The 13,398-nt window shown below is 60.4% G+C and carries 18 protein-coding genes; 7 read left to right on the top strand and 11 right to left on the bottom strand.

Annotated elements, in window-relative coordinates; translation table 11 throughout:
• Positions 1-18: 18 nt before the first annotated feature.
• Positions 19-873, top strand: a complete 855-nt coding sequence (gene rpoH / locus FJD34_RS14510; protein ID WP_003176698.1) for an RNA polymerase sigma factor RpoH — start codon at positions 19-21, stop codon at positions 871-873.
• A gap of 134 nt (positions 874-1,007) precedes the next feature.
• On the opposite strand, the gene mtgA is transcribed toward rpoH, so the two are convergent.
• Positions 1,008-1,730, bottom strand: a complete 723-nt coding sequence (mtgA, locus tag FJD34_RS14505; RefSeq protein ID WP_032858815.1) for a monofunctional biosynthetic peptidoglycan transglycosylase — start codon at positions 1,728-1,730, stop codon at positions 1,008-1,010.
• A gap of 74 nt (positions 1,731-1,804) precedes the next feature.
• On the opposite strand from mtgA, the gene FJD34_RS14500 reads away from it, so the two are divergent.
• From FJD34_RS14500 to trmB, 4 genes are all read left to right on the top strand, one after another.
• Complete coding sequence (locus FJD34_RS14500; protein WP_032858813.1) at positions 1,805-2,176, top strand: DUF423 domain-containing protein; 372 nt, start codon at positions 1,805-1,807, stop codon at positions 2,174-2,176.
• Positions 2,177-2,254: 78 nt separating this feature from the next.
• Positions 2,255-2,455 carry a sulfur carrier protein ThiS gene (gene thiS, locus FJD34_RS14495; RefSeq protein WP_090293215.1) on the top strand — a complete coding sequence of 67 codons (201 nt, stop codon included), beginning with the start codon at positions 2,255-2,257 and terminating at the stop codon, positions 2,453-2,455.
• Positions 2,456-2,510: 55 nt separating this feature from the next.
• A complete protein-coding gene (locus FJD34_RS14490) occupies positions 2,511-3,305 on the top strand; it encodes a thiazole synthase (protein ID WP_017845016.1) in 795 nt (264 codons plus the stop codon).
• A gap of 9 nt (positions 3,306-3,314) precedes the next feature.
• The gene (trmB, locus tag FJD34_RS14485) at positions 3,315-4,040 is read left to right on the top strand and encodes a tRNA (guanosine(46)-N7)-methyltransferase TrmB (RefSeq protein ID WP_032858810.1); all 726 of its coding nucleotides are present in this window, start codon (positions 3,315-3,317) and stop codon (positions 4,038-4,040) included.
• Positions 4,041-4,192: 152 nt separating this feature from the next.
• Here trmB and FJD34_RS14480 read toward each other — a convergent pair whose 3' ends face one another.
• From FJD34_RS14480 to FJD34_RS14440, 9 genes are all read right to left on the bottom strand, one after another.
• Positions 4,193-4,516 carry a DUF3392 domain-containing protein gene (locus FJD34_RS14480; protein ID WP_029300493.1) on the bottom strand — a complete coding sequence of 108 codons (324 nt, stop codon included), beginning with the start codon at positions 4,514-4,516 and terminating at the stop codon, positions 4,193-4,195.
• An 18-nt stretch (positions 4,517-4,534) separates the two neighbouring features.
• Positions 4,535-5,737 (bottom strand): radical SAM family heme chaperone HemW, encoded by a 1,203-nt coding sequence (gene hemW, locus FJD34_RS14475; protein WP_090292320.1) that lies wholly within the window; start codon positions 5,735-5,737, stop codon positions 4,535-4,537.
• Positions 5,734-6,330 (bottom strand): RdgB/HAM1 family non-canonical purine NTP pyrophosphatase, encoded by a 597-nt coding sequence (rdgB, locus tag FJD34_RS14470; RefSeq protein ID WP_032858808.1) that lies wholly within the window; start codon positions 6,328-6,330, stop codon positions 5,734-5,736. Before rdgB ends, hemW begins: the two co-directional genes overlap by 4 nt.
• The gene (locus FJD34_RS14465) at positions 6,327-6,761 is read right to left on the bottom strand and encodes a DUF4426 domain-containing protein (protein WP_029300487.1); all 435 of its coding nucleotides are present in this window, start codon (positions 6,759-6,761) and stop codon (positions 6,327-6,329) included. The genes rdgB and FJD34_RS14465 overlap by 4 nt, the downstream gene beginning before the upstream one ends.
• 21 nt (positions 6,762-6,782) lie before the next feature.
• A complete protein-coding gene (metW, locus tag FJD34_RS14460; protein WP_029300485.1) occupies positions 6,783-7,403 on the bottom strand; it encodes a methionine biosynthesis protein MetW in 621 nt (206 codons plus the stop codon).
• 7 nt (positions 7,404-7,410) lie between these two features.
• Positions 7,411-8,550, bottom strand: a complete 1,140-nt coding sequence (gene metX, locus FJD34_RS14455) for a homoserine O-succinyltransferase MetX (RefSeq protein ID WP_032858805.1) — start codon at positions 8,548-8,550, stop codon at positions 7,411-7,413.
• A gap of 162 nt (positions 8,551-8,712) precedes the next feature.
• Positions 8,713-9,303, bottom strand: a complete 591-nt coding sequence (locus tag FJD34_RS14450) for a YggT family protein (RefSeq protein ID WP_032858804.1) — start codon at positions 9,301-9,303, stop codon at positions 8,713-8,715.
• A 9-nt stretch (positions 9,304-9,312) separates the two neighbouring features.
• Entirely contained in the window at positions 9,313-10,131 is an 819-nt protein-coding gene (proC, locus tag FJD34_RS14445) for a pyrroline-5-carboxylate reductase (RefSeq protein ID WP_090292318.1), read from the bottom strand.
• Positions 10,132-10,165: 34 nt separating this feature from the next.
• Positions 10,166-10,852 carry a YggS family pyridoxal phosphate-dependent enzyme gene (locus tag FJD34_RS14440; RefSeq protein ID WP_032858800.1) on the bottom strand — a complete coding sequence of 229 codons (687 nt, stop codon included), beginning with the start codon at positions 10,850-10,852 and terminating at the stop codon, positions 10,166-10,168.
• A gap of 57 nt (positions 10,853-10,909) precedes the next feature.
• Between FJD34_RS14440 and FJD34_RS14435 the strand changes: the two genes are divergently transcribed.
• Positions 10,910-11,944 carry a type IV pilus twitching motility protein PilT gene (locus FJD34_RS14435; RefSeq protein ID WP_090292316.1) on the top strand — a complete coding sequence of 345 codons (1,035 nt, stop codon included), beginning with the start codon at positions 10,910-10,912 and terminating at the stop codon, positions 11,942-11,944.
• Between the two features lie 140 nt (positions 11,945-12,084).
• Here the strand turns inward: FJD34_RS14435 and FJD34_RS14425 are convergent, their stop codons facing one another.
• Positions 12,085-12,720 carry a C40 family peptidase gene (locus tag FJD34_RS14425; protein ID WP_029300475.1) on the bottom strand — a complete coding sequence of 212 codons (636 nt, stop codon included), beginning with the start codon at positions 12,718-12,720 and terminating at the stop codon, positions 12,085-12,087.
• Positions 12,721-12,969: 249 nt separating this feature from the next.
• Between FJD34_RS14425 and FJD34_RS14420 the strand changes: the two genes are divergently transcribed.
• A complete protein-coding gene (locus FJD34_RS14420) occupies positions 12,970-13,398 on the top strand; it encodes an NINE protein (RefSeq protein WP_032858797.1) in 429 nt (142 codons plus the stop codon).

The raw sequence follows: 13,398 nt of genomic DNA, 5'->3' as shown, positions 1-13,398 counted from the left end.
AGTCGGAGGTTTTTTCGTATGACCACTTCTTTGCAACCTGCTTATGCTCTGGTCCCAGGCGCGAACCTGGAAGCCTATGTGCACACGGTCAACAGCATTCCTTTGCTGACGCCCGAGCAGGAGCGTGAACTGGCCGAGAGTCTCTATTATGAGCAGGATTTGGGGGCGGCTCGGCAGATGGTGCTCGCCCACCTGCGTTTTGTCGTACATATCGCCCGTAGCTATAGCGGCTACGGCCTGGCCCAGGCTGACCTGATCCAGGAAGGCAACGTCGGCCTGATGAAGGCTGTAAAGCGCTTCAACCCGGAAATGGGCGTGCGTCTGGTGTCGTTCGCCGTGCACTGGATCAAGGCGGAGATTCACGAGTTCATCCTGCGCAACTGGCGCATTGTGAAAGTCGCGACCACCAAGGCCCAGCGCAAGCTGTTCTTCAACCTGCGCAGCCAGAAAAAACGCCTGGCGTGGCTGAACAACGAGGAAGTCCACCGTGTGGCGGAAAGCCTCGGCGTGGAGCCGCGGGAAGTGCGCGAGATGGAAAGTCGCCTGACCGGCCATGACATGGCCTTCGACCCGGCCGCCGAAGCGGACGACGACAGTGCTTTCCAATCGCCGGCCAACTATCTGGAAGACCACCGGTACGATCCGGCGCGTCAACTGGAAGATGCCGACTGGAGCGACAACTCCAACCACAACCTGCACGAAGCGCTGGAAGTGCTGGACGACCGCAGTCGTGACATTCTCTACCAGCGCTGGCTGGCAGAAGAAAAAGCCACGCTGCATGACCTGGCCCAGAAGTACAACGTGTCGGCCGAGCGGATTCGTCAGCTTGAGAAAAGCGCGATGAACAAGCTGAAACTGTCGATCGCCGCCTAACACGCAGCGAATGGCCAAAAAAATGCCCCGATCGAAAGATCGGGGCATTTTTGTTTGCAGTCGACAACCTCAAATATAGCGCGGTCACAAAAATGTGAGAGCGGGCTTACTCCCACATTTGGTTTTGTGTGGTGTCAGTTTGACCACGGCGCCTGACGTGTTTTGTTCAGCTCATTCAAATAGCCTGTACCGCCCAACTGCCCCATCTGCTGACGAATCCACGCCGCCCGCCGCGCCACATATGCCGTCGGGTGGCTGGCACTCCACACCCGCGGGTTAGGCAGCACCGCCGCCAGATAGCTGGCCTGCTGCCGCGAAAGCCCCTTGGCACTCACCCCAAAGTGGTGCCGAGCCGCCGCTTCTGCGCCAAACACCCCTTCATCCCATTCCACGCTATTGAGGTACACCTCAAGAATCCGCTGCTTGGGCCACAGGATTTCGATCAGTCCGGTAAACCAGGCTTCCAGGCCCTTGCGCAAATAACTGCGGCCGGCCCATAAGAAAAGGTTTTTCGACACCTGCTGGCTCAGCGTGCTGGCGCCGCGAATCGAGCCGCCGCGCTCGTTATGCAGCAGGGCGGCCTGGATCGCGCCGAAATCAAAGCCCCAGTGCTGGGGGAAGCGCTGGTCTTCGCCGGCCATGACCGCCACTTTCAGGTCGTCGGAGATCTCATCCCACGGCACCCAGGTGCGTTGCAGGTCGATGGGCTCGCCGTCGACCCAGGATTCGATCTTGCGTTCGATCATCAGCGCAGTGAACGGCGGCGGTACTACACGAAACAGCAGCACCAGCAAAATACTGCCGATGACAAACCATTTCACGACTTTGAGAAAACGACTGAAGAGGACACGCAGCATAGAGATGGCTTGGCCGAACCCGTTGAGCGGGCCATTATACAGACCCTGTCCAATGAGTCTGACTGGAGTTCCTCATGCTGCGTGGCTTTCTGATGTTGGCGGCTTTTTTCGGTTTTACCGGTGTTGCCCTCGGCGCATTTGCCGCCCACGGCCTGAAAAAAAGCCTGAGTGCTGAATACCTGGCGATTTTCCACACTGGCGTGACCTATCAGTTGGTACACGCCCTGGCCTTGTTTGGCGTGGCCTTGCTGGCCGCGCACCTGCCCGGGCGCCTGGTGATGTGGGCCGGGGTGTCGTTTACCATCGGTATCCTGCTGTTCTCCGGCAGCCTGTATCTGCTGACCACCATCGGCATCGGCAAGCTGGGGATCATCACCCCGTTCGGCGGCCTGGCGTTCCTGATCGGCTGGCTATGCCTTGGCCTGGCCGCCTGGCGCCTGCAATGACCGCTTGACGCTTGTAGCTGACCTTCAGGTCATGATCAGGCTAGAATGCTGGCCCCTAAAAACGATGGCGGCCCTGGCATGCGCATTCAGTTGAACGGCGAACCCTATGAACTGCCCGACGGTGAAACCGTCGCGGCCCTGCTGGCCCGTCTGGAACTGACCGGACGTCGCGTCGCAGTGGAGCTCAACCAGGATATCGTCCCGCGTAGCCAGCACCCCGACACCGCCCTCGCCGAAGGCGACCAGGTCGAAGTGGTCCACGCCATCGGCGGCGGCTAGCCTGCCGGCACGTATCCGGATTCTGCAGAACCTCAACCCATTGCGAGGATTTCCCATGAGCATCGTTCGTAGCGACAAGCCCTTCGTCCTGGCCGGTCGTACCTACCAGTCGCGTTTGCTGGTAGGCACCGGCAAGTACCGTGACATGGAAGAAACCCGCCTGGCTATCGAAGCCTCGGGCGCCGAGATCGTGACGGTAGCCGTGCGCCGCACCAACATCGGCCAGAACCCGGGCGAACCGAACCTGCTGGATATCCTGCCGCCGGACCGCTACACCATCCTGCCGAACACCGCCGGTTGCTACGACGCCATCGAAGCCGTGCGCACCTGCCGCCTGGCCCGTGAGCTGCTCGACGGTCACAACCTGGTGAAGCTGGAAGTGCTGGCGGATCAGAAAACCCTGTTCCCCAACGTGATCGAAACCCTCAAGGCCGCCGAAACCCTGGTCAAGGAAGGTTTCGACGTGATGGTCTACACCAGCGATGACCCGATCATCGCCCGCCAACTGGCCGAGATCGGCTGCATCGCGGTCATGCCGCTGGCCGGTCTGATCGGTACTGGCCTGGGGATCTGCAACCCGTACAACCTGCAGATCATCCTCGAAGAAGCCAAGATCCCGGTGTTGGTGGACGCGGGTGTCGGTACCGCGTCCGACGCTACCATTGCCATGGAGCTGGGCTGCGAAGCGGTGCTGATGAACTCGGCCATCGCCAACGCGCAACAGCCGATCATGATGGCCGAAGCCATGAAACACGCGATTGTCGCCGGCCGCCTGGCGTACCTCGCCGGTCGCATGCCGAAAAAACTTTACGCCAGCGCCTCCTCGCCGCTGGATGGTCTGATCAAGTAAGAGCCATTGATGACTGAATCAAACGAAACGCCGAACCCCGTGGAAGAAGGCGACGAGTCCAAGCACCGCCGCATCAAGAGTTTTGTGATGCGTGCCGGGCGCATGACTGAAGGCCAGCAAAAGGGCCTGGAACAAGGCACGCCGCTGTTCGTCCTGCCCCTGGCCGATGCGCCGGTGGACTTTGACCAGGTGTTTGGCCGCTCGGCCCCGCGCTCCCTGGAAATCGGCTTCGGCATGGGCCATTCCCTGCTGGAAATGGCCGCAGCTGCGCCCGAGCAAGACTTTATCGGTGTCGAAGTGCACCGTCCGGGCGTGGGCGCATTGCTTAACGGCGTGCTGACCCAAGGCTTGAAAAACCTGCGGGTCTACGACTGCGACGCGATTGAAGTGCTCAACCGCTGCATCGCCGACAACAGCCTCGACCGCCTGATGCTGTTTTTCCCGGATCCGTGGCACAAGAGCCGTCACCACAAGCGCCGTATCGTCCAGGCCTCCTTCGCGGAACTGGTGCGCAGCAAGCTGAAAGTGGGCGGCATCCTGCACATGGCCACCGACTGGGAACCCTACGCGGAGTACATGCTGGAAGTGATGAACGTCGCCCCTGGCTACCGCAACCTGGCCGAAGACGGCCAATGTGTGCCACGCCCGGCCGAGCGCCCGATCACCAAGTTCGAGCGTCGTGGCGAGCGGTTGGGGCATGGGGTTTGGGATTTGAAGTTCGAAAAGCTGGCTTGATCAGCTAGAAGACTGAAATGCGATCAACTGTAGGAGCGAGCTTGCTCGCGAAAAACGGACAGGCGACGCGGGCTACCTGATAGCTCTGCGTTATCGTTAACGTTCTTCGCGAGCAATCTCGCTCCTACAGTTTTTTGGTGTTGGGCTTTTGGTCAGCGGCGGTCGGCAACCACGCCAATCAGCACCAGCACCACCAACAACACCGGCGCCAAACTGTAGTTATTAAACTGGCTCAACCCCCGCACAATCCACGGCGTGGCGTAGATCAACGCAGCACCGCTGCCGATCATGCACAGCAGCGCCATCAACGGTACGCGCAAGGCGCCGGCGATGTTGCCCAGGCGTGCTTCGACCCAGCCCTTGATGTCGGCGCCAAACAGCACCAGCAGGCAGCCGACGAGCGCCAGGGATATTTCTGACAGGTTACTGCGGCTCCAGCGGGATACGGTGGCAAGCAGGTCGAGTACCAGATCCATGGGATTTCCTTAGAGCGATCAGCTCAAAAACTTCTGCAGCAGGTCATTGAGAAAGAGTTGCCCACGGTCGGTGGCCGCCAGGCGTGACGGTTCGACCTGCAATAAGCCACTTTGTTCTGCCTCGCGCCGGGACTCATCCAGGCTGGCCAGGTCCAGGCCGGTGCGTTCGGCGTAAAGACTGGCCTCAACGCCGTCGGTAAGGCGCAGGGCGTTCATCAGGAACTCGAAGGGCAACTCTTCGTTGGTCAGCTCTTTCATGCCTGCCTGAAAGCTTTTGGCCGGGTTGAGGTAGTCCTTCGGTGCGCGAGTCTTCCAGGTGCGCACGATGCGCCCGTCTGGATGGCTGAGCTTGCCGTGGGCACCGGCACCGATGCCGATAAAGTCGCCAAAGCTCCAGTAGTTGAGGTTATGCCGCGCGGGCCGGTCCGGCTGGGCGTAGGCCGAGACTTCATATTGGGCGTAACCGTGTTCGGCGAGCAGGGCCTGGCCGGCTTCCTGGATATCCCACAGGGTGTCGTCTTCCGGCAGCGTCGGCGGCTGGTTCCAGAACACTGTGTTGGGTTCCAGGGTCAGTTGGTACCACGACAGATGGGTCGGCTTGAGGGCGATGGCCTGGCGCAGGTCGCCCAGCGCATCGTCCAGGGACTGATCGGGCAAGCCGTGCATCAGGTCCAGGTTGAAGTTGTCGAAACCGGCCTGGCGCGCCATGCCGGCGGCTCTTACGGCCTCATCGCCATTGTGGATGCGGCCCAGGGCCTTGAGTTTTTCCTGCTGGAAGCTCTGGATACCGATGGACAGGCGATTGATCCCCAGCTTGCGATAAGCCACGAACTTCTCTTGTTCGAAGGTGCCGGGATTGGCTTCCAGGGTGATTTCGATATCGCTGGTAAACGGGATACGTTGTTCGACGCCCTTGAGCAGCCGGCCCAATGCCGCGGCGCTGAACAAGCTTGGCGTACCGCCACCAAAGAAAATCGAGCTCAACTCACGGCCATATACCGCGTGCAGATCCTGGTCGAGGTCCGCCAACAGTGCGTCGACGTACTCTTCTTCCGGCAACACCGGGCTGGCGGTGTGGGAGTTGAAGTCGCAATAAGGGCATTTGCGCACGCACCACGGGATGTGGATGTACAGCGCCAGGGGCGGCAGCACTGGCAGGGCCGCCCGAGGTGTTTGCGCGCCGCCGTGGATCAGCGGCAGCGCCGGGGTGTCGTGGGTCATTTCAAGCCCAGGCGCTGGCGCAGCAAATCCATTGCACGGGCGCGGTGGCTGATCTGGTTCTTGTCGGCGGGGCTCAGTTCGGCGCTGGAGACTTTGCGCTCCGGCACCCAGAACAGCGGGTCATAGCCAAACCCATGCTCGCCACTGGCCGCATGCAGGATGCGCCCGTGCCACAAGCCTTCGCAGAGGATCGGCAGCGGGTCGTCGGCATGCCGCACAAGGGCCAGCACGCAGACGAACTGCGCGCCACGCATCGCCTCTGGTACATCCTTGAGAGCGTCCAGCAACTTGGCATTGTTCGCCGCATCGCCTTTGCCGTCGGCATAACGCGCCGAGTAGATGCCGGGCGCGCCGCCAAGAAAGTCCACGGCCAGGCCAGAATCGTCGGCCAATGCCGGCAGGCCGGAAATGCGCGCGGCATTGCGGGCCTTGAGGATGGCGTTTTCAACGAACGACAGGCCGGTTTCTTCCGGTTCCACCTGGCTGAACTCGCCAATCGAGCGCAATTGCACCGATTCGCCGAGCATGGCCTGGAGTTCCTTGAGTTTGCCGGCGTTATGGCTGGCCAGTACGAGTTGTGTCAGGTTCATTATTCGGCCGGGAACAGTTCTTGGGTGAAACTGAAACCGTGGGCCTTGCCGCCGGTTTCAACATTGATGGTAAAGGTGCGGAATTCCTGCTGCGGCACTGAGTAGGGGGCGAGGTAGTAGATCGCGCCTTTTTCAGTGATTTGCTTGAAGGTCAGCATTTCACTCTTGCCGGTCAAGTCCTTGATCGTGCCGGTCACTTGCGCCGCCACGGGCTCGACACCCTTGATCACCGAGACGTTGATCATGCCCTTGTTCTTGCTGCGCACCACGCCTACAGCCTGGGCCGTCTCGGGTTGCAGGAAGCTGGAGGTGAAGGTGCTGTAGTGCACGGTGATATCACCAAACGCCTTCTGCCGGTTACTGTCGATAGGGCCGGCGGCCATGGCACTGGCGCCCAGGCAGGCGGTGAGTAGAAAAATAGCCAGGCGACTCATGATCGTCCTCCTCGAAAATGGTTAGACGGCAATCTGATGGTCGGTCAGGCCGGGACTGCTGACCCGATAAATCCCGATCTCACCTAAAAGATTAGGCCATAGCTTACTCGCCCAGCCGTGGCGGTGCTGTTGATCGACGGCAAGGCGGTTGATCACTTTGGCTTCGCGCCCGCTGCACAGTGCTTCGAAATCCTCGAAGGTGCAGAAGTGAATGTTCGGTGTGTTGTACCAGGTGTATGGCAGGAAGTCCGACACTGGCATCCGGCCCTTGGTGGCCAGGTACCAGCGGCAGCGCCAGTGGCCGAAGTTAGGGAAGGTAATGATGCACTGGCGGCCGACACGCAACATTTCGTCGAGGATCCGATCCGGGTAGTGCACGGCCTGCAGGGCCTGGGTCATCACCACGATATCGAAGCTGTTGCTGGCAAAGTTGCCCAGGCCCTTGTCCAGGTCTTGCTCGATCACGTTGATGCCCTTGGCCACGCACTGGGCGATGTTGTCCGGGTCGTTTTCCAGGCCATAGCCGGTGACTTGCTTGTTGTCGCGCAGCCAGCTCAGCAGTTCGCCATCGCCGCAACCGAGGTCGAGCACGCGGCTGCCGGCGGGGATCCAGTCTTGGATGATTTCCAGGTCGGCTCTCATGGCGTTCTCACAAAGTAATGCGGTTCATGTAGTTGCTGAAAGCCTGCAAATAACGTGGGATCGGGATCAGGAAGGCATCGTGGCCTTGCGGTGCATCGATCTCCAGGTAGCAGACGTCTTTGCGCGCGGCCATCAGCGCATCCACCAGTTCCCGCGAACGGGCCGGGGAGAAGCGCCAGTCGGTGGTAAACGACATCACGCAGAACTTGGCGCTGGCACCCTCGAAGGTTTTCGCCAGGTCGTCATCAAAGTTTGCCGCCGGGTCGAAGTAGTCCAGGGCCTTGGTCATCAGCAGGTAGGTGTTGGCGTCGAAACGCCCGGAGAACTCCTCGCCCTGATAGCGCAGGTAGCTTTCGACCTGGAACTCGACGCTGTGGAAGTCGTAGTTGAGCTTCTCGCTCTTGAGCCCACGGCCGAATTTCTCGCCCATGGAGTCATCCGACAGGTAGGTGATGTGCCCGACCATCCGCGCCAGCATCAGCCCGCGCTTGGGGATCACGCCCGCTTCCTGGAACGAACCGCCGTGGAACTCCGGGTCGGTGAGGATCGCCTGGCGCGCCACTTCGTTGAAGGCGATGTTCTGTGCCGACAACTTGGGGGCCGAGGCGATGGCCAGGCAATGGCGCACACGGTCGGGGTAAGTGATGGTCCATTGCAGCGCCTGCATGCCGCCCAGGCTGCCGCCGATCACCGCCGCCCATTGGCGTACACCGAGCAGGTCGGCCAGGCGTGCCTGGCTGTGCACCCAGTCTTCCACGGTCAACACCGGGAAGTCGGCGCCAAACGGCTTGCCGGTCTCCGGGTTGAGGCTGCTGGGGCCGGTGGACCCGTTGCAGCCGCCGAGGTTGTTCAGGCTGACCACAAAGAACTTGTTGGTGTCGATGGGCTTGCCGGGGCCGATGCAGCTGTCCCACCAGCCGGGCTTGCGCTCGTCGGCGCTGTGGTAGCCCGCCGCGTGATGATGGCCAGACAGGGCGTGGCAGATCAGCACGGCATTGCTGGCCGTGGCGTTCAGCGCGCCGTAGGTTTCATAGATCAGGTCATAGGCCGGCAGCGATCGACCGCAGGCCAGGGCCAGGGGTTCGCTGAAGTGCGCCACTTGGGGCACGACCAGTCCAACAGAATCGGGGGGGAAGGCAGCTGGCATCGACCCTGCTCTCGTTTAAATGAGGCGTAAGTCTAAAGAGCGGGGGGGCTAGCGGCAAGCGAACCTTGTCCGGGCTGATGACGGCTTGTTTCTGTAGGAGCCGGCTTGTCGGCGATGGCGTTTTCGCGGGTGCCATCGCCGGCAAGCCGGCTCCTACAAAGGTCAGATCAGCAGGCGCAGGATGTCCGGCATCATGGTCATCGCCGCCAGGTTGTTGATCACCAGCATATCCAGGAGCTTGAGCACCATGAACGCGAGGATCGGCGAGATATCCAGGCCGCCGAGGTTCGGCAGGATCTTGCGGAACGGCGCCAGGGCGGGCTCGCAGATCTGGTTGACCAGTTCGGCGCCAGGGTTATGGCTGCCCGGTGCGACCCAGGACAGGATCACGCTGATGATCAGGGCAAAGAAGAAAATCTTCAGGAACAGTGCGGTCACGCCGATCAGGGCCCACACCATCAGTTGCAGGAAGTTGCCGGTGGTGCCGTAGGTCAGCAACAGCGTCAGGGCCATCAGCGCCAGTTGGACCAGGATCGCCAGTACCAGCGATGACATGTCCAGGCCGAACAGGCTCGGGATCACCCGGCGCAACGGCTTGAGCAGCGGCTGGGTGGCCTTCACGGCGAACTGGCACAGAGGGTTGTAGAAGTTGGCGCGTACCAGTTGCAACACAAAACGCAACAGCACGATCAGCAGATACAGACTGCCGAGGGTTTGCAGCACGTAGACGGCTGCGGTGTTCAAACCAATCATATTGGCTCCTTATTGACCTAGTTGTTCGGCCAGTTCGGCCGAGCGGTGCGCGGCGGCACCCAGTGCTTTTTCGACCAGGGCTTCAAAGCCCCCGGCCTGGAACGATTCGATGGCAGCCTGTGTGGTGCCATTGGGCGATGTCACGCGACGGCGCAACTCGGCTGCATCCACATCGCTGGACACCACCATATGCGCGGCGCCGAGGGCGGTTTGCTGAGTCAGTTGCTCGGCGATTTCCCGTGGCAGGCCCAGCTTCACGCCAGCCTCGGTCATGGCTTCGACCAGCAGGAAGAAATACGCCGGGCCACTGCCGGACACGGCGGTGACGGCATCCAGTTGCTGTTCTTCTTCCAGCCACAGGGCCATGCCCACGGCCGACAGCAGTTCCTGGGCCTGCTCACGCTGAGCGGTGCTGACTTGTGCCGTCGCGTACAAGCCGCTCACGCCCTGGCGCAACAGCGATGGCGTGTTGGGCATGCAGCGTACGATGGGCTGGGCGCCGAGCCAGGTGTTCATGCTGGCGCAGTTGATGCCGGCGGCAATCGACACCACCAGTTGTTGCGGCGCCAGGCTTGGGCGCAGGGCTTCGCACACGGCCTTCATGGCCTGTGGCTTGACCGCCAGCACAATCACGTCGACACCCTGGATGGCCTCGGCGTTGTCGGCAAAGGTCTGGATACCGTGCTCGGCACTCACCCGTGCGCGGGTCTCGGCGCCGGGATCGCTGGCGCGAATCTGCGCAGCTTCCAGGCCCTTGGCCCGCAGGCCGCCGATCAGGCTGGCCGCCATGTTGCCGGCGCCGATAAAGGCTATACGCGTGTTGCTCATGACAGGTCCTTACTCAGATGGAAGTCAGCCATTTTCATGGCTGGCCGTAGTCGCGGGCGCCAAACAGGGCGGTACCGATCCGCACCCAGGTGGCCCCTTGGGCAATGGCCGACTCAAGGTCATGGCTCATGCCCATGGAAAGTGTGTCGAGCCCAAGGTTCAGGCTCGCTTGCAAGTCACGCACGGCTGCGAACGCGGCATCTTGCGCGGCACGGTCCTCGGTAGGCTCGGGAATCGCCATCAGGCCCCTTAGCTTCAAACGCGGCAGGGCGCTGATCGCCTCGGCCAGCGCTGGCAAATCGGCGGGTGTACAGCCGGATTTGCTGGCTTCGCCACTGACATTGACCTGAATGCAGATATTGAGTGCTGGCAGGTCGGCCGGGCGTTGCTCGGACAGGCGTTGGGCGATTTTCAGGCGGTCCACAGAGTGCACCCAAGCGAAGTTCTCGGCGATAGCGCGCGTCTTGTTCGATTGAATGGGGCCGATGAAGTGCCAACTCAAGGGCAGGTCGGTTAATTCGGCTTGTTTGCCGAGGGCTTCCTGCAAGTAGTTCTCGCCGAAGTCGCGCATCCCGGCGGCATAGGCTTCGCGCACGGCTTGCGCGGGCTTGGTCTTGCTGACCGCCAGCAAATGCACGCTGGATTCATCACGTTGCACGGCCTGGGCCGCAGCACGGATCCGCTGACTAACCAGGCCAATATTGTCTGCTATGGTCGACATTCAAGTTGCGCCCGTGGATATGGAGTCCGCGGCATTCTACTGGAAATGGATAGCCCTATGGACATCACTGAACTGCTGGCCGCAAGCGTCAGCCGGGGCGCCTCCGACCTGCATCTGTCGGCAGGGCTGGCGCCGAGGATGCGAATTGACGGTGAGGTGGTGCCACTCGATTGGCCATCATTGAGTGCTACGCAAGTTGCGGACTTGCTCAGCCCGATCCTCAATAAGCATCAACAAAAGGATTTCGAAACATCTCTTGAAACGGATTTTTCCTTCGAGTTACCTGGCGTTGCGCGCTTTCGCGCCAACGTATTCCGCCAGCACCGGGGGATAGGCGCGGTGTTTCGCACGATTCCCTCCCAGGTCCAGAGCCTCGAAACCCTGGGGCTGGGCGATATATTCCGGCGCATTGCCGAGTTGCCCAGGGGGTTGGTACTGGTGACCGGTGCGACGGGCTCGGGCAAGTCCACTACCCTGGCGGCGATGGTCGATTACCTCAACAACACCCGCCATCAGCACATCCTCACCCTTGAAGACCCCATCGAATTTGTCCATGAACCGCGCAAGGCACTGATCAACCAGCGCCAGGTACATCGCGACACCCACAGCTTTTCCACGGCCCTGCGCTCTGCGTTGCGCGAAGACCCGGACGTGATCCTGGTGGGTGAGTTGCGCGACCTGGAAACCATCCGCCTGGCCCTGACGGCGGCTGAAACCGGGCACCTGGTGCTTGGCACCCTGCACACCAGTTCGGCGGCAAAGACCGTGGACCGGCTGGTGGACGTATTCCCGGCAGGGGAAAAGGCCATGGTCCGTTCGATGCTCTCGGAGTCGCTGCAGGCGGTGGTTTCCCAGGTGTTACTGAAAAAAGTTGGCGGCGGGCGCGTGGCGGCCCATGAAATCATGCTCGGTACACCGGCGATCCGTAACCTGATCCGTGAGGACAAGGTGGCGCAGTTGTATTCGGCGATCCAGACGGGTGGGGCGTTGGGGATGAAGACGTTGGATATGAGCTTGAAGGGGTTAGTCGGGGAAGGGGTCGTCAGCCGGGAAGAGGCACAGCAGAAGGCGAGGGTGCCTACCGACATGTGAGGTCTTGCGGGCAATAAAAATCAAATGTGGGAGCGGGCTTGCTCGCGAATGCGGTGTGTCAGTCACCCTCTTTGGTGGCTGATCTATTGCATTCGCGAGCAAGCCCGCTCCCACATGTTTTACCGCATTTCAGCCTTGAATCAGCGTTGCACGATCCGCAGGTTGTTCTGCTCTTTAGGCAGCACACGCTTGGCAATCACGTAGTTCTTGTTCCAGAACGGCTTTTTCAGGGTGTCGATGCTGACCGACTTGCCACGCCGCGGTGCGTGAATGAAGCGGTCGTTGCCCAGGTAGATGGCAACATGGTTGACTTGGCGGCTCTTGAGCTTGAAGAACAGCAGGTCGCCAGGCTTCAAATCCTTGCGATCGACTTTCTGCCCGTGGCCGCTGGCCATGGCATTGGAGGTGCGTGGTAAATCCACCGCAGCTACATCATTGAAGGCGTATTTCACCAGGCCGCTGCAATCAAAGCCTTTACTTGGGCTGCTGCCGCCCCAACGATAAGGCGTACCGAGCACGTTGACCGCACGGCTGAGGACTTTGCTGCTTTGCTGGTTATTGCTCGCTACCAGGCCGGAAACTGCTTTACCGTGGGCCTTGCTCACTTGAGTCGGGCGCTTGACGGTGAGTTTTACCGATTTGGCGGAGCTGGTAGTGGCGTGGACTTTAGGGGTGAAACCATTGACGTTCGGAAGTCGTTGCTCACGATTGGTGGCGTGGGCGGCCAGTGGCATTAATAGGCAAATGGTTAGCCATGTCTTTAAAAATGGTCGCATAAGGCAGGCTCTTGTTGGTTTGCGCGCAACTTTATAACAGCTTTTAGTGTCTTTCTCAGGCCGTTTGTCGACTGAACCTTGACGTCAAAATCAGGAAAACCGCGACGAACCGTCGCAATTGTCCTACACAAGTCAGGCGGTACAAGGCTTTGAGGGAAGCGACGATATCATTTGCCGTACGTCGGGTGCCTGTAAAAAAGTCACAAAGAAACCAGAAATATTTATCTATCGAGGCAAAAGAGGTCATTCATGAACACCTATCGACAGGCTGTTTCGCAACAGGACACTCACAGCAAAATGATCGGTTACCTGCTCTGGATCTTCGGATTCACCGGCGCGCACCGTTTCTATTACGGCAAGCCGGTGACCGGGACGATCTGGTTCTTCACCTTTGGTTTGCTGGGGATTGGCTGGCTGATCGACCTGTTCCTGATCCCCGCGATGGACCGCGAAGCCGACCTGCGCTTTACCGCAGGGCCGATCGAATACAACGTGGCCTGGATTCTATTGGCGTTCCTGGGGGTGTTTGGCTTGCACCGTATGTATCAGGGCAAATGGCTTACCGGCCTGTTGTACCTGGTGACCGGCGGCTTGTTCCTGCTGGGTGTGCTGTATGACTTCTGGACGCTGAATACGCAGATTTCGGTGCGCAATGCCGAGCGGCTGGGCGGGCGCTGA

Origin of the sequence: Pseudomonas brenneri (assembly GCF_007858285.1) — a bacterium.
Lineage (GTDB): Bacteria > Pseudomonadota > Gammaproteobacteria > Pseudomonadales > Pseudomonadaceae > Aquipseudomonas > Aquipseudomonas brenneri.
The sequence above is the reverse complement of the archived record's forward strand: the minus strand, read 5'-3'. Positions and strand labels throughout refer to the sequence as shown.